Source organism: Herbidospora cretacea (assembly GCF_001570605.1).
GTDB lineage: Bacteria > Actinomycetota > Actinomycetes > Streptosporangiales > Streptosporangiaceae > Herbidospora > Herbidospora cretacea.
In genome coordinates this window covers 1-20,868 of record NZ_BBXG01000003.1, presented here as the reverse complement: position 1 = coordinate 20,868, position 20,868 = coordinate 1, and the positions used below count along the sequence as shown (strand labels likewise).

Sequence of the window (20,868 nt, the reverse complement as noted above, 5' to 3'; positions counted from 1 at the left end):
GGTCAGGCGACCACCACTTTCAGGTCCCTGCCCATCAGGGCGAGCACCTTCTCGGCCGCCGCCTCCACGCCGGGGGCAGGTTCCAGCAGGGTCGCGGTCAGGGTGCCGTCGCGGGCGTCCCAGGTGCCGACCACGCGGCCCCGGTGGACGACCACCGGGGAGATCCAGCCCGCCGCCCGGCTGACCGCCGCCTTGGCCGCCGCGGGGAGCAGCGGTTCGAGGTCGCGGGGGGCGCCCATGACGTATTGGTCGAACCCGGCCAGCAGGTACGTCTCCTCGGACGGCCGGGTCGCCCGCAGTTCGTCGACGTGTTCGGGCAGGACGAACAGGTCCTCCCCCTCGACGGTGACGGTCGCGGGGGCCAGGTCGGCGAACCACTGACGCAGGACGGCCCGCCGGGTCAGCCCCCGGAACAGCCACCCGTCGAAGGCGGCCGTGCTCGCCGGGCCGTGGGCGCCCAGGAAGGCGCGCAGCAGCGCGACCCCGCCCTCCTCGGCGGACATCTCCCCCACGCGGGGCGGCGCGGTGAAGGTCACCTTCCCGGCGCGCGGCACGCCGTGGCAGAGCTCGCCGAGGAAGCTCAAGGGCTTGAAGAGCTGCCCCCAGCCGGAGGCCAGCAGCGGGCGCAGGTGTTCGTCGCCGGTCACCGCGATCACCGCGTCGACCAGTTCCTCCCTGGTCAGCTCGGCGTCGCCGAGGGCCTCGGGGACGGCCCCGATGATGGCGTCGAGCTCCGCCGCCGACACCCCGCTGCCCCGGTGCCAGGAGGGTTTGTCCCAGTAGCGGAGAGTGCCCAGCACCGCGCGGTAGACCGGCCACGACGCGGTCGGCAGCAGGTGGAGGGTGCCCCGGATCGACCAGGTCCTGAGCAGGGTCCGGTCGGTCCAGAGCGCCTGCTCGATCTCCGGCCCGGCGGGGCGGCCGAGCCGGAGGGAGACCGCCAGCTCGGCCGAGGAGGCGACCTGCGCCTGCACCCCGCAGAGCCGCTCGGCCACGGCGACCGCGCCGGGCCCCGGGGCGGTCACGAACTGACGGCCGAGCCGCCACGCCAGCACTTGCGGCCACGTCAGGTCCATGGCCGCACGCTAGCCGAGACCTACGACAGTCCCGACGGCTATGACTTGAAGCCGATGTCGGCGTAGTCGAGGTCGCGGAAGCCGCGCGCCCCGACGTTGGCCAGGCCCGCGTTGACCGCGACGGTCTGGGGCCGCTGGTAGAGGGGCAGGACGTTGACCTCGCGCCACACGAGCCGGTCGGCCTCGTTGATCAGTTTGACGGCCTTCTCGGGGTCGAGCTCGGCCATGGCCGCCTTGAGCTTGGCGTCGATCTCGGCGTTGCCGCTGCGGCCCAGGTTGGCGTTCCACACGATCTCGTCGCCCTGCGCCCGGACGCCGTTGGCGTACGTGCCGTAGGAGGCGGAGACGGGGAACGGCGTCCCCACGTACGAGAAGGGCGCGATGTCGTAGTTGCCGGGGATGACGTACTTGGTGAAGAAGTCGTTGCTCGGGACGGTCTCGATCGTCAGCTTGACGCCCAGTTTGGCCAGCATGGCCTGGGTGATCTCGCCCTCCGAGCGGGCGAGCTGGAGGCCCGACGGGATGACGAAGCGCAGGTCGAGCTGCTTGCCGCCCTTGGCGCGGACCTTGCCGCTCAGCCGCCAGCCGGCCGCGTCGAGCAGTGCCCCGGCTCGGGTCAGGTCGGGGCCGGCGAGTTCGTCGGCGTTGGGGCGGTAGCCCTGCTGGCTGTTCATCAGGAAGTGGTTGTCGAGCAGGGTGACCGGCCAGTTCAGGCCCTTGAGGTCGCTCTTGGCGATGACCGCCCGGTCGATGCCGAGGGCGACGGCCTGGCGGACCCGGACGTCCGTGAGGATCGGGCTCTCGCCGTTGAAGGTGAAGTGGCGGAAGTCGGGCCCGGCCGCCTGGCGGACCACCGCGCCAGACGCCGACCTGGCGCGGGACAGGTCGGCCGCCGACGGGCCGATGTCGAACACGTCGAGCTCGCCGTTGGCGAAGGCGGCGACGCGGGCGTCGGACTCCAGGCCCCGGAACACGATCGAGTCGAGCTTGGCGGGGTCGCTCCACCACTTGGCGTCGCGGGCCAGGGTGAGCGTCTTGGCGCGGGTGTCGAAGCCGCCGAACCGGAACGGGCCCGCCGTGGCCGGGATCTTGCCGACCCAGCCGGCGTTGAACGCCTGCGGCGAGGAGTTGGCGCTCCTCGGGTAGAGCGGCGCGAACAGGGAGCGCCAGTCGCCGAACGGCCGGGTGAAGGTGACCACGACCTGGTGGTCGTTCGCGCCCTTGGCCACCGAGGCGATGTCCTGGTATCCGGTGACGTTGGCGACGTGGAAGGCCGGGTCGGCGCCCCGCAGCGCCTTCCACTGGGCGGCGTAGTCGGCCCAGGTGATCGGCTCGCCGGTCGACCAGCGCGCCTTGGGGTTCAGGGTGTACGTCACGACCTGCTTGGGCGTCGTCTTCGTCACGTCGGCCGAGGTCACGTAGTCGGAGTCGAGCGTGAGGGCGCCGTGTTCGTCGGCGCGGAAGGGGCGCGGCATCAGGGCGTCCATGACGGTCTTGACGTTGGCCAGGTTGCCGTCGATGTGGTTCTGGTTCCACTGGGCCGGATATTCGGTCAGGCCCCAGCGGAGGGTGCCGCCGGTCTTGATCTGGGCGCGCGGGGTCAGGTTGAGGTCGGCCGCGGTGACCTCGGCCGCCGGCCGGCCCGATTCACCCGGTTGGGCGGCGCAGGCGGCGGTCGTCAGGGCCAGTAGCAGGGCGTACGCGCGTTTCACGGTGCTTCTCCTGGATGGTGGTGGCAGGCGGCTCCCGAGTCGCCGGTGATCTCGGGTTCCTCGGTGGCGCAGCGGGATCTCGGGGCGGCGGGGAGCTCGGCGTACAGGGGACAGCGGGGACGGAAACGGCAGCCCGCGGCGATGACTGGGTCGTCGTCGCGCAGGGGGGAGGCGCGCAGCAGGGCTCTCGTGTAGGGGTGGGCGGGGGCGGCGAAGATCTGGTGGGCGGGGCCGATCTCGGCGATCCGGCCCCGGTACATGACCGCGACGCGGTCGGCGATGCGGCGGATCAGCGGCAGGTCGTGGGCGACGAACAGGTAGGACAGCCCGCGTTCGGCCCGCAGCTTCTCCAGCAGCGTGATGATCTCGGCGCGGATGGTCGGGTCGAGCGCCGAGACGGGTTCGTCGAGGACCAGCACCTCGGGGTCGAGCGCGACGGCCCGCGCGATGGCGACGCGCTGGCGCTGGCCGCCGGAGAGGTGGGCGGGGTGGCGGGCGGCGTACTCGGCCGGCAGTCCCACCTGCGCCAGCAGCTCCGGGACCCGCGCCGGTGAGCGGCCGTGGGTGGTGAGCGGTTCGGCGACGATCGCGCCGACGGTCATGCGCGGGTCGAGCGACGACGAGGGGTCCTGGAAGACGATCTGGAGGTCGCGCCGGATCCGGCGGCGGTCGCGCCGCGACACGTGGGCGGTGTCGCGGCCGAGCACGGTGATCCGGCCCCGCTGCGGCCGGGCCAGCGCCATGATCTCCATGAGCAGGGTGGTCTTGCCCGACCCCGACTCGCCGACGAGCCCGAGGGTCTCGCCCGAGCGGAGGTCGAAACTCACCCCGTCGACCGCTTTGACCCCCGGGTGGTGGCGCACCAGGTCCCGCACTTCGAGCACGGTCCGCACCGGCCGCGGGGCCGCGGGCCGGTCGCCGGCCTCCATCGCCGCGACGAGCCTCCTCGTGTACGGCTCCCGCGGCGCCCGCAGCACCTCCTCGACCGGCCCGGTCTCCACCGTCCCGCCGCCCTTCAGGACGTGCACCCGGTCAGCGGCCCGCGCGACGACGGAGAGGTCGTGGGTGATGAGCAGGACCGCCGCCCCGGTCTCCCGCTGGGCGGTCTTGAGCACGTCGAGGATGTGCGCCTGGACGGTCACGTCGAGCGCGGTCGTGGGCTCGTCGGCGATGAGCAGGCCGGGGTTGTTGGCGATGGCCATCGCGATGAGGGCGCGCTGCCGCATCCCGCCGGAGAACTCGTGGGGGTACGACCGCGCCCGCTGGTGCGGATCGCGGATGCCGACCAGGTCGAGCAGTTCCACCGCCCGCCGCGCCGCCGTTCTCCTGGGCACGCGCTGGTGCGCCCGGACGGCCTCGGCGATCTGCGCCCCGACGCGGTGGACGGGAGTGAACGCCTGGAGCGGGTCCTGGAACACGATGGCCATCGCGCGCCCGCGCAGCGCGGTGAGCCGTTTCTCCGAGGCGGTGGTGAGCTCCTCGCCGTCCAGCAGGATCGACCCGCTCGTCGTGGCGGTGCGCGGGAGCAGGCCCATGAGGGCCAGCGCGGTCGCCGACTTCCCGGAGCCCGACTCCCCGATGAGGCCGAGGATCTCGCCCCGCGCGACGGAGAAGCTCAGGTCCCGCACGGCCGGGGTGGTCCCGAAGGAGACGGACAGATCTTTGACGTCGATCACTGGGGCGCTCGCAGGGCCGGGTCGAAGCGGTCGCGCAGGTCGTCGCCGACCAGGTTGACCGCGATGATCAGGGCGATGAGCAGCCCGGCCGCCCACCAGAAGGTCCAGGGGGCGTAGAGCGCGGTCGGCGCGCCGTCGGCGATCAGCGAGCCGAGCGACACGTCGGGCGGCACGACCCCGAAGCCGAAGTAGGACAGCGTCGTCTCGGCCAGGATCGCCGCGCTCACGTTCACCGTCGCGTCGGCGACGAGCAGCGAGGCCAGGTTCGGGATGACGTGGCGCAGCACGATCCGGTGGGCGGGCACGCCCATGAACCGGGCCGCCCTGACGTATTCGCGGTCGCGCATCGCGATGGTGACCCCGCGCACCGCCTTCGCGGTCACCATCCACATGAACGCCGCCAGCAGCACGACCAGCGCGATCCACCGGTCCTGCCCCGAGGACACGACGGCGACGACGAGGAACGCCGGGATGACCAGCAGCAGATCGGTGACCCACATGAGCGTGCGGTCGACCCAGCCGAGGAAGTAGCCCGCGAACGCCCCGACGAGCGCGGCCACCGCCGTCGCCGCCACGGCCACCACGAGCCCGATGACCAGCGACTTGCGCAGGCCCAGCAGGGTGAGGACGAGGATGTCGGCGCCGGAGGCGGTCGTGCCGAAGGGATGGTTCGCCGAGGGCGGCTGGAGGAAGGCCTCGAAGTCGCGGTCGGAGGCCGTCCAGGGGATCAGGATCGGGCCGAGGACGGCGAGCGCGCCGAGGAAGCTGAGCAGCGCGAGCCCGGCGATGCCGGTCGCCGAGAACATCCTCGGCGGCGGCTCGGCCGGGGGCACGCCGGCGGGGGCGGAGACGTCGGGGAGCGTCGCGCTCATCGGGGCCTCCCGGGGTTGAGCATCCGCTGGAGCACCTCGGCCACGGCCGCGCACAGCACCAGCGCGACGGCCGCGATGGCGGTGATCCCGGCGACGGTGTTGACGTCGCTGGTGACGATCGCGCTGATGAGTCGCTGGCCGAGGCCGTGCCAGCCGAAGACGGTCTCGGTGATGGTCGCGCCGACCAGCAGCGCGCCGAAGGTGAAGGTCAGGTAGGTGGTCGTGGGGATGAGCGCGGTCCGCAGGGCGTGCCGGACGACGACCTTCCGCCGGGACAGGCCCTTGGCGCGTGCGGTGCGGACGTAGTCGGCGTTCAGCACGTCGAGCATGGCGCTGCGGTGGTAGCGGCTGACGATCGCGGCCAGCGGCAGCGCGAGGGTCAGCGCGGGCAGCACGACATGCCGGAGCCGGTCGAGCGGCCCGCCGTCGGTGAACTCGCCGCTGACCATGAGGAACCGGGTGCCGGTCGTGTCGTTGAACCAGACCGCGCCGATGATCAGGACGTTGGCCAGCACGACCGCCGGCACCGCCAGCAGCAGGAACACCACCCCGCCCGACAGCCGGTCGAACCAGCCCCGGTGGCCGACCGCGGCGAGGGTGCCGACGGCGACCCCCAGCAGCGCCCCCACCGCCAGGCCGGCCGTGACGAGCCGGAGCGTCACCCCGGCGCGTTCGGCCAGGTCGGCGCCGACGCCCGCGCCGTCCCAGGTGCGGCCGAAGTCACCGCGCGCCATCCCGGAGACCCAGGTCAGGTAGCGGTCGAGCAGCGGGTCCTTGTCGTTGAGGTTGGCCTCGGACAGGGCCGCGTCGACCACGGCGACCGCCGGCGCGGGGGTGCGGCCGGCGTAGTTGGCCCGTGGATCGAGGGTCACGGCGGCCAGCAGCCACGCCAGGCTGGAGGCGACGACGATCAACGCCGCGTAGTTCACCAGTCGCACCATGATTCCCCCCACCACCTCGCGTCACAGAGTAATGGCAGAGCGTGATCAAATCAGGCGAGCCGTACGCGTGGATCGAGGAACGAATACGCCACGTCGACGAGAATGTTCGCGAGCACGATGAACGCGGCGGCCAGGATCGCCGCGCCGATGATGACGGGCAGGTCACCGTCCCGGACCGACCGGATCATGAGCTGCCCGATGCCCTGGAGCCCGAAGACCGATTCGGTGACGACCACGCCGCCGAGGAGCGTCCCGACATCCACCCCGAACTGGGTGATGACGGGCGTCAGCGCGGCCCGCAGCCCGTGCCGGTAGGTGACCGACCGCTCGGGCACCCCTTTGGCCCGCGCCGTGCGGATGTAGTCCTCGCCCATCGTGTCGAGCATCGAGCCCCGGGTCAGCCGCACGTACACCGCCGCCTGGACCACCGCCAGGCAGATCCACGGCATGACCATGGTCGACAGGAAGGCCCCGACGTCGATGAACGGGGAGATGTACGGGCCCGGCTGGAGCCCGGTCCCCGGGAACACCGACAGCGCCAGATAGATCATCAGGATGCCCAGCACGAACGTCGGCAGCGAGATCCCGGCCAGCACCAGCACGGTGAGCGTGCGGTCGCGCAGGCTGCGCGGCTTGGTCGCCGACAGCACTCCCCCGCCGACCCCCATGAGCATCCACAGCACGGCCGCCCCGAAGACCAGCCACAACGTGCCCGGGAGGCTCTGCAGGATCAGCGTGGAGACCGGCGTCTGGCTGATGAACGAGGTCCCGAGGTCACCCCGCAGCAGGTCGCCCAGGAAGCCGAGGTACTGCGTGAACAGCGGCCGGTCGAGGCCGAGCGTGTCCTTGATCTGCTCGACGACCTCGATCGGCGCGCGCGGCCCGGCCAGGCGGCGCGCCACGTTGTCGGCCGGACCGGCGAAGAACAGCAGGAACACGGTCGTCGCCACCAGCCACAGCACGACGACGCCGAAGACGATCCGCCGGATGAGAAAGCGCCACACAGGTCACCTCTTGGGGTCGAGCGCGTCGCGGATGCCGTCCCCGAGGAGGTTGAACGCGAGCGTGGTGAGCAGCAGCAGCACGGCCGGGAAGACCAGCAGGCCGGGCGCCACCCGGTAGAAGTCGGTCGAGTCGGCCAGGATCGCGCCCCAGCTGGGCGTGCGGGGATCGACGCCGAGCCCCAGGAAGCTGAGCGTGGCCTCGAAGACGATCGAGGTCGGGATGAGCAGCGAGGCGAGCACGGTGACCGGCGCGACCAGGTTGGGCAGCACGTCGATGACCATGATCCGCAGCGGCGAGGCGCCCAGCGACCTGACCGCCTCGGTGAACTCCCGCTCCCGGTAGCCGATCGTCTGCCCTCGCACGACCCGGGCCATCGCCGCGAACGAGAAGAACGCGATCACGAAGATGGTCAGCGCCACCGAGGCCCCCACGGCGGCGACCAGCACGATCGCGACCAGCAGGTAGGGGAAGCTGAGCACGACGTCGAGCACCCGCGCGAGCACCCCGTCGACCCAGCCGCCGTAGTAACCGGCCAGCAGCCCGACGACCACCCCGAACACGGTGGCGAGCAGGGTCGCGCTCAGCCCGACGAGCAGCGAGATCCGCGCCCCGTAGGCGAGCCGCACGAACAGGTCCCGCCCGAGGCTGTCGGCCCCGAGCCAGAAGTCGGCGCCCGGCCCGACGGGGAGCCCCTCGGGCGTGAGCGCGGTCTCCGGATACTGCGTCAGCGGGTCGTGCCCGGTGATCAGCGCGAACAGCGGCGCGAGCAGCGCCAGCAGCGCGACCAGCACGATCACCGCCATGGAGATCACCGCGGCCTTGTCCCGCCGCAACCGCTCCCAGGCCAGCTGCCAGGGCCCCTTGCCGTGCACGACCTCGGCATGGACGGGCTCGGCCTCGAAAGCCGCATCAGTGAGACTCACGCCGACCACCCCTCGTCGCCGCGCGACGGCGCGCCTCGGTGCGCTGGAAAGATTTCTCTTCCGTTACGGCTCCGCCTGGCCGGCCACCCGACCGGCTCATGACGTCATGGGCGGTTCTCACCGGCCCACCTCCGCGCTCCGCAACCGCTCGCCGGGTTCCAGGGGGAAGTGGCAGGCCCACTTGTGGCCGTCGCCGAGCAGCAGCGGCTCCTCGACCCGGCACCGCTCCTGGGCCTTCGGGCAGCGCGGATGGAACCGGCAGCCCGAGGGCGGGGAGATCGGGGACGGGACGTCGCCGCGCAGCACGACGCGGTCCCTCGGCCGGTCGGGGTCGGCGACCGAGGCGGCCGACAGCAGCGCCGCCGTGTAGGGGTGCCGGGGGCGCTCGTAGAGCTCCTCGCCCGGGGCGATCTCGACGATCTTGCCGAGGTACATGACGGCCACCCGGTCGCTGACGTAGCGGACCACCGAGAGGTCGTGGGCGATGAAGACGTAGGTGAGGCCGAGCTCGGTCTGCAGGTCCTTGAGCAGGTTGACGACCTGGGCCTGGATGGAGACGTCCAGCGCGGAGACGGGCTCGTCGCAGACGACCAGCCGGGGGTTGAGCGCCAGCGCCCGCGCGATCCCCACCCGCTGCCGCTGGCCGCCGGAGAACTCGGCGGGGAAGCGGTTGTAGTGCTCGGGGTTGAGCCCGACCAGGGCCATCAGGTCGCGCACCCGGCCGCGCCGCGACGACGGGGTGCCCTCGCGGTGGATCACCAGCGGGTCGGCGATGATCGACCCGATCCGGCGGCGCGGGTTCAGCGACCCGTAGGGGTCCTGGAAGACCATCTGCACGTCCCGCCGCACGTCCCCGTCGAAGGCGATGGTCCCGGACGTGACCTCGTGCAGCCCGGTCATGCACCGCGCCAGCGTCGACTTGCCGCAGCCCGACTCCCCCACCACGCCGAGCGTCTCGCCCGCCTCGACCGACAGGCTGACCCCGTCGACGGCGTGCACCCGGCCGACCTCGCGCTGGAAGAAGATCCCGCTCTTGATCGGGAAGTACTTCCGCACGTCGGAGACCTCCAGCAGGCTCACCGCCCCACCTCCAGCCAGCAGGCGTCGGGATGGTCGTCGGGGCCGAGCATCGGCGGCTCCTCGATCGGGCAGCGGGGAATCCGCACCGGGCAGCGCGGATGGAACGAACAGCCCGAGGGCGGGCTCAGCAGGCTCGGCGGGCGGCCGGTGATGGGCTGCAGGCGCTCCTTGCCGTGGGGCAGCGAGTTGAGCAGGCCGCGCGTGTAGGGATGGCGGGGGTCGCGGAACAGGTCCCGGCGACCGGCCTTCTCGACGGGCTTGCCGGCGTACATGACCATGACCTCGTCGGCCATGTCGGCGATGACCCCCAGGTCGTGGGTGATGATGATCAGCGCGCAGCCCAGCCGCCCGAGCAGTTCGAGGATCTGGGCCCGGACCGTCGCGTCCAGGGCCGTCGTGGGCTCGTCGGCGATGATCAGCTCCGGGTCGAGCGCCATCGCCATGGCGATCATCACGCGCTGCCGCATGCCGCCGGAGAACTGGTGCGGATAGTCCCGCACCCGCACGGCCGGGATCCCGACCTGCTCCAGCCGCTCCCGCGCCACCGACCAGGCCTGGTCCTTGCTGACCTTCCGGTGGACCAGCACCGCCTCGGCGATCTGCCGCCCGACCGAGTACATCGGGTGGAGGCTCGACAGCGGGTCCTGGAAGACCATCCCGATCCGCGCGCCGCGGATGCGCCGCAGCCGCTCGGCCGGCATCCCGATCAGCTGCTCCCCGTCGAACAGCGCCGAGCCCTCCACGCGGGCGCCCGGGACCAGCCCCAGCAGCGCCTGGACGCTGACGCTCTTGCCCGACCCCGACTCGCCGACGACGCCGAGCGTCTGCCCGGCCTCGACCTCGAACGACACCCCGCGCACCGCCTGCAGGTCCCCGTCGGGCGTGGCGAAGGTCACCCGCAGCCCCGATACTTCGAGAAGGCTCATGAGGCCAGCCAGAGCTGCGTGTAGTCGAACTGCTGGGTGAGCGGCGTGTAGATCGTGTTCCGCACCCGCTCCGAATGGAAAATCGGCACGTTCTGCGAGGTCAGCGGCACGATCGGGGCGTCGGCCATGATGCGCGCGTTGGTCTGCCGCCACAGTCCCTCGGCGGCTTTCGCGTCGGGAGCGGTCAGCGCGCGGGTGATGAGGTCGTTCACCGCGGGGTCGTTGTAGGCGCCGTAGTTGGTCGAGCCCTCGGTGTAGTTGCGGCCGTCGAACAGCGGCACCACGATCGAGCGGGCGTTGTTGCCGTACCAGTCGGGGATCCACCCGGGCGCGCCGATGTCCCATTTCCCCTCGCGGCTCTTCTGGACGCTTGACAGGTAGCGGCCGTAGAAGTCGTCCGGCGCGGTCGGGATGAGCTGCGAGGTGATGCCGCACTTGGTCAGGTCGCCGGCGATCGACTGGGCGACCTTCGGGTGGTTGCCGTTGGTGCGGTAGGGGAACTGGAGGCTCAGGTTGGTCACCCCGGCCTCGGCCAGCAGCGCCTTGCAGCGGTTCACGTCGCCCCGGCCGCCGGGCGTGGCGTAGGGGCGGACCGCCGCGTCGTAGCCGATCGAGCCGGGCGGGATCGCCCCGTCGAGCACAGAGTTGATCTTCGGGCCGCCGTAGATCTGGGCGATGGCCGCCTTGTTGACGACGTAGTTGATCGCCTGCCGGACCTTCACGTTCGCCAGGGCGCGGTTGTTGTTGGGGCTCTGCATGTTGAAGGCCAGGAACGGGTTGAGCGTCGACCCCTCGTAGACCTTGTAGGCCGGGTTCCCCGTCAGGCGCGGGATGGCCGAGGTCGGCACCGGCTGGTCCCACGACAGGTCGGCCACGCCCGCTTCGAGCTGCTGCTGCACGACGTCGGGGCTGTCCTGGCCGAGGGTGACCAGGATGCGGTCGACCCACCGGTGGCGCACCGGGTCGCTGGACTGCTTCCACACCGGGTTGTGCTCCAGCATGATCTGCCGCCCGGCGAAATAGGTGGTGATCTGGTACGGCCCACCGGAAATGGTGTTCTGCCGGAAGTCCGGCCCGTCGGGGACGTATTTCTCGTATTCGACCGGCGCGGCCGACGCGAAGCCGAGCGCCATGATGTTGAGGAAATCGCTGGCCGGTGCGGTGAGCTGGATCCGCAGCGTCGTCGGATTCACCGCCTGCACGCCCCTGATAGGCGTGGAGTTCATGAACTTCGCCATCCCGGCGGCCGTCTTCGGCTGCTTCTGGAACGCGGTGAAGAACTCCTGGAAACCGTCGATGGTCTGCGTGTAATAGGAGATCCCGCCCGACGGCTGCACCGGGTTGGCCAGCCGTTTCAGCCCGCGTTCGAAGTCGGCGGCCACGATCGGGCGCGGCGGGCTGGTGTTCCACATGACGTCGGGGCGGAGCGTGAAGGTGTAGGTCTTCCCGTCGTCGCTGACCTTCGGCAGCGCGGCGGCCACGTCGGGCACCACCTCACCGGCGACCGAGATGCCGCCCCCGGCCGGGTAGGTGACGAGCTGCCGGGTCCAGGTGCGGCCGAGGTTGTAGGCGATGACCGTGTAGGACGACGACGGGTCGAGGTGGTCGACGTCGCCGGAGCCGACGACCCTGAGCATGCCGCCCTTCTGGGGGCCGCTCCCGGTGGCCGTCGTCGCACCGCCCCCGCAGGCGCCCGCGACGCCGGACAGGACCATGGCGAGGGCCGGGACCAGCAGACCGGCGCGTTTCCTCATGGTCCACCATCATGCGATCACGCCACCGATGGACCCGCAAAACCACTGCCAGGTGTCGGTCAGGACAGTTCGTCCACCGCCGACTGCACGTCTTCGCTGGTGATGGTGGTGAGCTCGGTCGCGCTCGCGCTGCCCAGCGCGGCCAGCCGCACGTCGCGCCGCATGGCGGCCCGCTCGTAGAGGGAGCGGGCGAAGCGGCCGTTGCCGAGGCCGTCGATGAGGCGCTCCTGGCAGACGTAGCCGAACACGTCGCCCAGGTCACGCCGGGCGGCGGCGTCGAACCGGTCTCCGGCGTCGGCGGCGTGGGTCTCGGCGATCTCGGCGAGCTCGCCGGGAGAGTAGCTCGGGAACACCACCCGGCTGTTGAACCGGCTGGCCAGGCCGGGGTTGGTGGCCAGCAGGGTGTCCATCTCCCGCTCGTAGCCCGCCAGGATGATGACGAGCCGGTCGCGGTCGTCCTCGGCCCTCTTCAAGAGTGTCTGTACGGCTTCCGCCCCGAACGCGTCGCCGCCCGAGTAGCCCGAGTTGATCAGGCCGTAGGCCTCGTCGATGAACAGCACCCCGCCGAGGGCCCGGTCGACCAGCTCGTTGGTCTTGATCGCGGTCGCGCCGAGGTGCTGCCCCACGAGATCGGGCCGGGACGCCTCGACCACGTCGGGCCGGGCCAGCAACCCCAGCGCGGAGAAGATCCGCCCGAGGATCCGGGCCACGCTCGTCTTGCCGGTGCCGGGCGGCCCGACGAACACGAAGTGGCGGGTCCCCGACTGGACCGGGAGCCCCTGCTCCTCGCGCATCCGGGCCACCCGCAGTTGCGCGGTGATGGCCTTGACCTGCCGTTTCACCGGTTCGAGCCCGGCCATCCTGTCGAGGTCGGCCAGCGCGTCGGCCAGCGTCGGGGTCGCCTGGTAGCCGCGGAACCGCGCGGTGATCTCGCTGAACGCCTTGGAGACGTCGGACGCCGTCGTCGTCACCAGGTCTTCGCCCCGGGGCGCTCCCCCGACGCTGATCACCCGCACGTCCCGCGCCTGCGCGGCGGCCTCCACGACGCTGCGCGCGAAGCGGGCGTTGCCCAGTTCGTCGACCAGGCCGCGCCGGTGGACGTCGTCGAACAGGCCCAGCAGCACCGGCCGGGCGGCCGGGTCGAGCCGGTCGCCGCGCTTGGCCTGGAGCGCCTCGGTGATCTCCAGCAGCTCGGCGGGCTGGTAGCTGGGGAAGCGGACCCGGGTGGAGAACCGGCTGGACAGGCCCGGGTTGGAGGCCAGGAAGGCGCCCATCTCCTTCTCGTATCCGGCGAGGATGATGATCAGGCGTTCGCGGTCGTCCTCCGCCCTCTTCAGGAGGGTCTGCACGGCCTCGTGGCCGAACCGGTCGGTCTGGCCGTCGCCGGAGTTGATGAGCGCGTAGGCCTCGTCGATGAACAGCACCCCGCCGAGGGCGCGGTCGATGAGCTCGTTGGTCTTGATGGCGGTCGCGCCGAGGAACTCGCCGACCAGGTCGGCGCGCTGGGCCTCGACGACGTAGGGGGTCTCCAGCAGGCCGAAGGCGTAGAAGATCGAGGCGAGGCTGCGGGCCACGCTGGTCTTGCCGGTGCCGGGCGGGCCGACGAAGACGAAGTGGCGCATCGGCGCGTCGGAGGTCAGGCCGGCCTCGCGGCGGAGCCGGGCCGCCTCGATGGAGGCCGCTATCGAGCGCACCTGCTCCTTGACGGGTTCGAGGCCGATCATGCCTTCGAGCTGGGCCAGGGCCTGCTCGACGGTGATCTGCGGAGGACGGTTCTGCTCTCCCTGGACGTGGGGATGGGGCGGCGGACCGCCCGCCCGCACCCGCTGCTGGGCCGGCACCTCGGGCGGGGCCTGCCGGGCCTTGGCCTGCCGGGCCAGCACGAACCGCCAGATCAGCACGACGGCGGCGGCGGCGTAGGCGCCGTAGAGCGCGGCCGGGTCACCGGCGAGCCGCAGCAGCATCCCCGCCACGGCCGCCGCGGTGAGGGCCAGGGCGGTGGTCAGCCAGGGCGGGACCCAGCGGATGAGATGGGCGACGGCCGCCACGATGAAGCCCAGCAGCCACATGGGGATGAGCAGCAAGGTCCCGACGGACTGGCTGTTGGCCATCTGGAGGGTGAACGTCGAGACCGGCGTCCACACGGCCACCACGATCATCGTCGCCGCGGCCCGGGGGAAATGCAGCGCCAGAACCGTGAATGCCAGGACTGTCAGCGATACGAAAAAGGTATTCAGCAGATCCCAGCCGAACCCCGCGCCCAGCGCTATCGAGGCGACCAGTAACACGCCGAAAATGACTCTCCGCGCGACCGCGGGAAGGGCGAAATAGCGCTGTCGCACCTGTTCGAAAGCGTTTCTCGCAGCCACTCGCCCCGTGGGGCGGGCTCGGCCGTCCTCCCGCATCCTGCCTCCCCGGTCCGCACCGGTTATACCGCACGGGAAAGGCGAATGGGTGGACCTAGCGCGTGCGAGCCTGGTGGCGGCCGGGATATTCCCGGACCAGAACCTCACGCGGGGTGATCCTCAGAACGTCGTTGTCGGCGATGGCGACGCCGCGCACCTCGGCCCAGAACCGGGGGTCGCCGACGAACACCGACACGCGCGGATCGCGCTCGACGGCCTCCCACGCCTCGTCGCCGGCGATGACCCGCATCTCGCCCGACGGGCTGACCGACGTCACCGCGCTGACCGCGACCGAGCGGGGGCCCGCCGGGCCGGCGTAGGAGAGCACGACGCTCCGGGAGAACGTGGCGGCGTGCCGCACCTCGTCGCTGAGGCCCGACGACGGGCCGAGGTCGGCGGGCGGGTGGTCGCGCGGCACCAGGGAGGACCGGGTCGGCCCGGGTGCGCCGCGCCACCAGGCCAGCGCGCCCCTGACCGCGAAGGCGACGGCCACCCCGCCGAGGGCGGCCCAGCCGCCCTGCCACGCCCGGGTCAGACCGGGGCTGAACCCGGCGGCGGCGAAGCAGACGGCGGCGGCCACCAGCAGCGTGAAGGCGGCGGCCAGCCACCGGTCGCGCCGCAGCACCCGCCCCGGCCGGGTGCGCCGCCCGGCCAGGACCAGCCCGATCGGCACCGCCAGCACGGCGATCCCCAAGTGGGGCCAGGCCAGGAGACCGGGCGTGAGCCCGGACGCGAGGGTCACCCACCACGCGCGCCCGGCGATCACCCACAGCGTCACGTCGGTGTCCCGCCAGGCGACGGCGTCGCCCGGCACCCGGGCGAACTGCGCGAGCGCCTTCACCGGCCGCCCCCGCCACGCCTCCACCAGCAGCCGCAAAACGAGCACGGCGGGCGCGTTGAACAGCACGAACCCGAGCGCCCCCGCCCACTCTCCCCCGGCGGCCGGGGCCAGGAACGACCCTGCCAGGTGGATCTCCAGCGCGGGCATCCCGGCCACCCCGATGACATAGGCGGCGATCGTCATCACCGCCACGGTCACCGAGACGCTCAGCCACAGGTCGCGCCCGAGCATGGCCGGGACCAGCGGCCACACGGTGACCTTCGCGGCCTGCCGGACGGTGATCAGCGCGACCGCGCCGAGGACGGCGTACCCGGCGATCCTGGCCTCGTCGTGAAGGGCGAAGCCGAGCCCGGCGACCGACACGGCCACCAGCGCGACCGCCAGCAGCAGCCGGATCCGCCGCGACCAGACCTCCAGCGCGCGGCGGGCCCGGCCGGTCTCGCGCGGGTCGGCCTCCCAGGCCGGGTCGTGGTGGTCGCGGTGGCGGTCCCACCGCAGGTGGGTCAGGCCCAGGTTGACGCGGGCCCCGGGCTGGGCCGGATCTCGCCTCAGGGCGGCGCGGTAACCGGCGGCGGCCGACTCGTGGTCGCCCCGGATCAGCGCCAGGTCTCCGGCCAGGGCGTGCGGTCCGGCCTGCTCGGGGGCGTAGCGGACGGCCAGCCGGACCTCCTCCACGGCCTCCCGCCAGCGGGCCGGGTGGCGGCGCAGCGCCCCGGCCAGCCGGAGCCGCGCGGCCCAGGAGCCCGGCGCGAGCCGGACGGCCTCCTGGGCCGACGCGACCGCCTCGGAGTCGCGGCCGAGACGTTCCAGGGAGAGGCTCGCCAGGCGATGCCCCCACTCGCCGTGCGGATCACGGTCGACCGCCTGACGAGCGGCCTCCAGCGCCTCCTCGGGCCGGTCGCGGCGCAGTCGTGCCGCCGCGACCCCGCACCAGGCCCGCGGATCGGCGCGGTCGCTCGGGAGCGGCACCTCGGGCGCGTGATCCTGGGCATCGCTCCCCACCCCCGAATGATCTGGTGGCCGGACCGGCGTGGCTAGGCCCTGGAATACACCTCTATCTCTCTAGAGAGGTCGCCCCGGAGTCAAGCGCGGCGACAGCCACTTGACGGCCATCACGTAGCGGTGTTCAAGGTCGGAATGGGTGCCCTCGAACAGTTCGAAGAACACGTTCTCAGCGGGCACCCCGGCCCGCTCCACCTCGTCGCGGAAGGCCACGGCGCCCATGTCCAGGTAGTGTTCGTCGCTCCTCCCGGCGTCGATCCAGATGCTGTGCAGGTCCCGGAGCGCCTCGGCCCGGCCGCGGGCCATGACGACGGGGTCATATTCCAGCCACCTCGACCACACGTCCGGAACCAATCTGCCGACGGAATCGAACGGCATGTCAACCGAGCCGTCGGGGTTGGCGGAGTAGGAGGCGGCGTTGCCGTACAGGAGGATGAGGTCGGAGCCGGGGCAGCGGCCGCCGGTGGCGTGGAAGCGGTCGAGGAACCTCGGCCAGGAGCCGTCGTACTCCTCGCGCAGGACGCGGGCGGCGGCGACGAACTCGCGGGGATAGAGCACCTCGAACAGGGCGTCGCCCGCGTGGGTGGCCAGCGCGCCGAACAGGCCGGGGCGGAGCATCGGGGTGATCATGGCGCCGTAGCCGCCGCTGGACTTGCCGGTGATCGCGCGGTGCTCGGGGGCGGGGAGCGTGCGGTAGTGCTCGTCGACGAACGGGACGACCTCGTCGCAGAGGTAGGAGTGGTAGGCGCCGTGCCCGTGGGAGTCGACGAACTGGCTGCCGCCGAGGCGGGTCCAGGCGTCGGCGAAGACGACGATCGCGGGCGGGGCCTCGCCGTCGGCGAAGAGGCGGTCGAGCAGCTCGGGGTAGGTGCGCCGCCACGGACGGCGGTTCCCCCACATGACGACCTGGCCCGAATAGCCCTGGATGACATAGATCGTCGGGTAGGCGGCGGCGCCGTCGTCGTAGCCGGGCGGGAGGTAGACCCACAGCGGGCGCTCATGGGGGTCGCCGAGAGGGTTGTCGCGCAGGACGTCGCTGACCACGGTCACCTCGTCGACGCGTCCGGACATTTCCGCGTTCCAGGGCAGCATGCCTCTCACACTATGACGAGGCCCGAAGTCCCTCACAGTTGTGCTCGGCGGCGTGTGACGACGGCGATGCCGGGACCTTTGAGGCGATATCCGGTGAGAGGCCAGTCTTCGCAACCGCCTGAGTGATCTTCGATCGATCGCCTAGGCTGCGGCCCATGTCCCCGAGGGCCGACCGGTGGGCGATCCTCGCGCTGCTGTGCTTCAGCCTGCTCCTGATCGCCGTCGACGCGACAGTGCTCCACATCGCCGTCCCGGCGCTGACCGCCGCCCTCGAACCGACGGGCGTGCAACTGCTGTGGATCATCGACGTCTACTCGCTCGTGGTCGCGCCGCTGCTGGTCACCTTCGGGACGCTCGGCGACCGCTACGGGCGGCGCCGGCTGGTGCTGCTCGGCTACGTCGTGTTCGGGATCGCGTCTCTGGCCGCGGCGTTCGCGGCCACGCCCGAGGCGCTGATCGCGGCGCGGGTGTTCCTGGGCGTCGGCGGGGCGATGATCATGCCCGCGACGCTCTCGATCATCCGGCAGGTCTTCACCGACCGGCGGGAGCGGGCGATCGCGCTGGGCGTCTGGAGCGCGGTGGCGGCCGGGGGCGCGGCGGTCGGGCCGGTGCTCGGAGGGGTGCTCGTGGAGCACTTCTGGTGGGGCGCGGTCTTCCTGATCAACGTGCCGCCGCTGGTCGTCGCGCTGCCGCTGGCCGCCCGGCTGATCCCCGACGTGACCGAGTCGCACGGCCATTCGTGGGACGGGCTGAGCGCGCTGCTGTCGGTGGCGGGTGTGCTCGCCGTCGCGTTCGGGCTCAAGGAGGCCGGATACGGCCACACGGTCGGGCGGGGCGCGGCGGTGCTGATCCTGGCCGGCGGGGTGGCGGTGCTGGCGTGGTTCGTCGCCCGGCAGCGCGCCCTGTCCTCGCCGCTGCTCGACCTCGGGCTGTTCGCCGACCGGGCGTTCGCGACCGGGGTGGCGTGTGTGCTGTTCGCGGTGTTCGCGCTGGTGGGGCTGGAGCTGGTGCTGGCGCAGTACCTCCAGCTCGTGCTCGGGCTCTCGCCGCTGCACGCGGCGCTGCGGATGCTGCCGCTGATGGTCGCGGCGACCTGCGGCGGGCTCGCGGCGGCCCACGTGCTCCACCGGATCGGGCTGCGGGCCACCATGAGCGGCGGGCTCGCACTGACCGCGCTGTCGCTGCTGCCCACGCTGGGCTGGGGCGTCGAGGACCACCCGGTCGCGCTGACGCTCTGTTTCGCCGGGATCGGCTTCGGCATCGAGGTCGCCCTGCTGGCCGCCTCCGACGCCATCATGTCGGCCGCGCCGCAGGAGCGGGCCGGCGGCGCCGCCGCCGTCGAGGAGACCGCCTACGAGCTGGGCGCGGGCCTGGGCATCGCCGTTTTGGGCACGGTCACCACCCTCGTGTACGCCCCCGCGATCGCCGGTGTCGCCGGGGTGCCCGCCGACCTGCTCGCGAAGGCCGAGGGGTCGCTCGCGGCGGCCGCCCACGTGGCCGACGAGCTGGGCGGCACGGCCGGAGCGGCCCTGTCCGAAGCGGCCCGGTGGGCGTTCGTGTCCGGGCTGCACGCCGCCGTCGGGGTGAGTGTGGTGTTGCTGCTGGCCAACGCGCTCCTGGTCGGAGTGCTGGTGCCCGCACGCGAACGGCGGGCCGAAAAGGAACGTCTCTCCGTCTGACATAGGAGCGTGGGTTATGGGGCAATTGCCTCGAAAGCCAACCCATAACCCCTCAGAATGAGTCACGTGAAGAAAACCTTCCACGACCTCGCCACGCTCGCGGCCCGCATAGGCGTCGGCGGGATCTTCTTCGCCAACGGCTGGGCCAAGCTGCGGGCCGGCCTGGACGCCACCGAGACCCAGTTCCTCCAGCTCGACGCGCCGATCCCGGAGTTCTGGGCGGCCGCCACGATGCTCATCGAGCTGCTCGGCGGCGCCCTGCTCATCGCCGGAGCGGCCGTGAAGGTCGTCGGCGTGCTGCTGTTCGCCGAGGCGCTCGCGGTGTTCATCCTCGCCGCCGGGGACCCCGGCCTTCCCCTCACGGGCGGCAGTGTGCAGCTCGTGGTGGCCCTGGGCGCGGCGTCGGTGCTGCTGTCGGTGAACGGCGCCGGGCGGCTTTCGGTCGACCAGATGGTCATCATCAAGCGGCGCGACGCCGAGGCGGCCGACGAGATGGCGGCCGACCTGGCGGCCGACGACGTCATCAACTCGCTGCGCGAACCGGCCCGGGGCGAACCGGTCCAGCCGAAGCCCGCCCAGCCCAAGCCGGCCCAGTCGAAGCCCGCGCCGGAGACCGAGAAGACGGAACCGCACAAGGGCCCGGTCACCTTCCCGAACCAGCCGGAGGAGTCGACCGCGCCCCATCCCAAGCCGAAGCCGGCCCCCCGCAAGCCGACCCGCCGCGACACGACCACCGAGAGCCGGAGCGAACCCGTCGTCAAGGGCGGAGAGCCGGGCGACACGCTGGTCGCCGGACGCCGGAGCGGCAAGACCGACTGACCCACCCGCGGCCAGGCCTTCCGCCGTCGCGGCGGGAGGCTGGCGCGGCCGGTGCGCGCCGGGTGCGGACGGTCCCGGGGAGGGCGGGCGGGGGCGGGGCAGGCAGAGCCGTAACGGAGAAAATGGGGTTATGGCACTTCCAGTCATCGACGTGAGCCCACTGCTGTCCGGCGGCCCCGCCGACCGGGTCGCCGCCGAGATCGAGGCCGCCTGTGTGGACAGCGGGTTCTTCTACGTCACCGGGCACGGCGTCCCGGCCGAGTTGGTGGCCGAGCTCGACGACTGCGCGCGGCGGTTCTTCGCGCTGCCCGAGGAGTCCAAGCTCAGGATCGCCATGTCGCGCGGCGGCCGGGCCTGGCGCGGGTTCTTCCCCGTCGGCGGCGAGCTGACCTCGGGCCGGCCCGACCTCAAGGAGGGCGTCTACTTCGGCGCGGAGCGCGAGCCCGACGGACGGCCCCTGCACGGGCGGAACCTGTTCCCCGAGGAGATCCCGGAGATGCGCGGCGTCGTGCTGCGCTATCTCGACGCGGTCGAGGAGGCGGCGCAGGCCGTCTTGGGCGGGGTGGCCCTCAGCCTCGGGCTGCCCCGTGACCACTTCTCGGCGGGCTCGACGGCCGACCCGACCGTGCTGTTCCGGATCTTCCACTATCCGCCCGGCGTCGACGACTCGTGGGGCGTCGGCGAGCACACCGACTACGGGCTGCTGACGCTGCTGCTCCAGGACGCCAACGAGGGGCTCCAGGTGCGCACCTCGCGGGGATGGACGGACGCGCCGCCGATCCCGGGCACGTTCGTGTGCAACATCGGGGACATGCTCGACCGGCTCACCGGCGGGCACTACCGGTCGACGCCGCACCGGGTGTTCAACTCCAGCGGGCGCGACCGGCTGTCGTTCCCGTTCTTCCTCGACCCCGGCTGGGACAGCGAGCTGCCGCCGCTGCCGCCCACCGCCAAGGGCTTCCGGCGGTGGGACGGGCAGGACCTGCGGGCCTTCTCCGGCACCTACGGCGACTACCTGCTCGGCAAGGTCTCCCGGGTGTTCCCCGAGCTGCGCGGAGAGATCGT

At 72.2% G+C, this 20,868-nt stretch carries 16 protein-coding genes; 3 read left to right on the top strand and 13 right to left on the bottom strand.

Annotated elements, in window-relative coordinates:
- Positions 1-2: 2 nt before the first annotated feature.
- The 13 genes from AW270_RS05945 to AW270_RS05885 form a co-directional block, all read right to left on the bottom strand.
- Positions 3-1,076, bottom strand: a complete 1,074-nt coding sequence (locus AW270_RS05945; RefSeq protein WP_061291524.1) for a DNA glycosylase AlkZ-like family protein — start codon at positions 1,074-1,076, stop codon at positions 3-5.
- A gap of 38 nt (positions 1,077-1,114) precedes the next feature.
- Positions 1,115-2,788 (bottom strand): ABC transporter family substrate-binding protein, encoded by a 1,674-nt coding sequence (locus tag AW270_RS05940; RefSeq protein WP_061291522.1) that lies wholly within the window; start codon positions 2,786-2,788, stop codon positions 1,115-1,117.
- Positions 2,785-4,464: a dipeptide ABC transporter ATP-binding protein gene (locus tag AW270_RS05935; protein WP_061291519.1), complete on the bottom strand. Its 1,680-nt coding sequence runs from the start codon at positions 4,462-4,464 to the stop codon at positions 2,785-2,787. Before AW270_RS05935 ends, AW270_RS05940 begins: the two co-directional genes overlap by 4 nt.
- The gene (locus AW270_RS05930; protein ID WP_061291517.1) at positions 4,461-5,336 is read right to left on the bottom strand and encodes an ABC transporter permease; all 876 of its coding nucleotides are present in this window, start codon (positions 5,334-5,336) and stop codon (positions 4,461-4,463) included. The genes AW270_RS05935 and AW270_RS05930 overlap by 4 nt, the downstream gene beginning before the upstream one ends.
- The gene (locus AW270_RS05925; RefSeq protein ID WP_245674582.1) at positions 5,333-6,277 is read right to left on the bottom strand and encodes an ABC transporter permease; all 945 of its coding nucleotides are present in this window, start codon (positions 6,275-6,277) and stop codon (positions 5,333-5,335) included. The genes AW270_RS05930 and AW270_RS05925 overlap by 4 nt, the downstream gene beginning before the upstream one ends.
- A gap of 50 nt (positions 6,278-6,327) precedes the next feature.
- Positions 6,328-7,281, bottom strand: coding sequence for an ABC transporter permease (locus AW270_RS05920; RefSeq protein ID WP_061291515.1), 954 nt, complete (start codon positions 7,279-7,281; stop codon positions 6,328-6,330).
- A 3-nt stretch (positions 7,282-7,284) separates the two neighbouring features.
- Positions 7,285-8,205 carry an ABC transporter permease gene (locus tag AW270_RS05915; protein ID WP_061292368.1) on the bottom strand — a complete coding sequence of 307 codons (921 nt, stop codon included), beginning with the start codon at positions 8,203-8,205 and terminating at the stop codon, positions 7,285-7,287.
- Positions 8,206-8,322: 117 nt separating this feature from the next.
- Entirely contained in the window at positions 8,323-9,285 is a 963-nt protein-coding gene (locus tag AW270_RS05910; protein WP_218009109.1) for an ABC transporter ATP-binding protein, read from the bottom strand.
- Entirely contained in the window at positions 9,282-10,211 is a 930-nt protein-coding gene (locus AW270_RS05905) for an ABC transporter ATP-binding protein (RefSeq protein WP_061291512.1), read from the bottom strand. Before AW270_RS05905 ends, AW270_RS05910 begins: the two co-directional genes overlap by 4 nt.
- Complete coding sequence (locus AW270_RS05900) at positions 10,208-11,965, bottom strand: ABC transporter substrate-binding protein (protein ID WP_061291510.1); 1,758 nt, start codon at positions 11,963-11,965, stop codon at positions 10,208-10,210. Before AW270_RS05900 ends, AW270_RS05905 begins: the two co-directional genes overlap by 4 nt.
- 59 nt (positions 11,966-12,024) lie before the next feature.
- Complete coding sequence (locus AW270_RS05895) at positions 12,025-14,370, bottom strand: AAA family ATPase (protein WP_061291508.1); 2,346 nt, start codon at positions 14,368-14,370, stop codon at positions 12,025-12,027.
- Positions 14,371-14,425: 55 nt separating this feature from the next.
- The gene (locus tag AW270_RS05890) at positions 14,426-16,213 is read right to left on the bottom strand and encodes a tetratricopeptide repeat protein (protein ID WP_157521728.1); all 1,788 of its coding nucleotides are present in this window, start codon (positions 16,211-16,213) and stop codon (positions 14,426-14,428) included.
- 60 nt (positions 16,214-16,273) lie between these two features.
- Positions 16,274-17,305: an alpha/beta hydrolase gene (locus AW270_RS05885; protein ID WP_061291504.1), complete on the bottom strand. Its 1,032-nt coding sequence runs from the start codon at positions 17,303-17,305 to the stop codon at positions 16,274-16,276.
- Positions 17,306-17,460: 155 nt separating this feature from the next.
- Between AW270_RS05885 and AW270_RS05880 the strand changes: the two genes are divergently transcribed.
- The 3 genes from AW270_RS05880 to AW270_RS05870 form a co-directional block, all read left to right on the top strand.
- Complete coding sequence (locus tag AW270_RS05880) at positions 17,461-18,984, top strand: MFS transporter (RefSeq protein WP_061291502.1); 1,524 nt, start codon at positions 17,461-17,463, stop codon at positions 18,982-18,984.
- A gap of 66 nt (positions 18,985-19,050) precedes the next feature.
- Positions 19,051-19,803: a DoxX family protein gene (locus AW270_RS05875; RefSeq protein WP_061291500.1), complete on the top strand. Its 753-nt coding sequence runs from the start codon at positions 19,051-19,053 to the stop codon at positions 19,801-19,803.
- 130 nt (positions 19,804-19,933) lie between these two features.
- On the top strand, positions 19,934-20,868 hold a 935-nt coding region (locus AW270_RS05870), incomplete at its 3' end, for an isopenicillin N synthase family dioxygenase (protein WP_061291499.1).

Bases quoted from the DNA above. Each gene is read 5' to 3' on its own strand.
- AW270_RS05945 (WP_061291524.1), bottom strand. From the start codon at position 1,076: ATGGACCTGACGTGGCCGCAAGTGCTGGCGTGGCGGCTCGGCCGTCAG.
- AW270_RS05930 (WP_061291517.1), bottom strand. From the start codon at position 5,336: ATGAGCGCGACGCTCCCCGACGTCTCCGCCCCCGCCGGCGTGCCCCCG.
- AW270_RS05925 (WP_245674582.1), bottom strand. From the start codon at position 6,277: ATGGTGCGACTGGTGAACTACGCGGCGTTGATCGTCGTCGCCTCCAGC.
- AW270_RS05905 (WP_061291512.1), bottom strand. From the start codon at position 10,211: ATGAGCCTTCTCGAAGTATCGGGGCTGCGGGTGACCTTCGCCACGCCC.
- AW270_RS05900 (WP_061291510.1), bottom strand. From the start codon at position 11,965: ATGAGGAAACGCGCCGGTCTGCTGGTCCCGGCCCTCGCCATGGTCCTG.
- AW270_RS05895 (WP_061291508.1), bottom strand. From the start codon at position 14,370: ATGCGGGAGGACGGCCGAGCCCGCCCCACGGGGCGAGTGGCTGCGAGA.
- AW270_RS05885 (WP_061291504.1), bottom strand. From the start codon at position 17,305: ATGCTGCCCTGGAACGCGGAAATGTCCGGACGCGTCGACGAGGTGACC.
- AW270_RS05880 (WP_061291502.1), top strand. From the start codon at position 17,461: ATGTCCCCGAGGGCCGACCGGTGGGCGATCCTCGCGCTGCTGTGCTTC.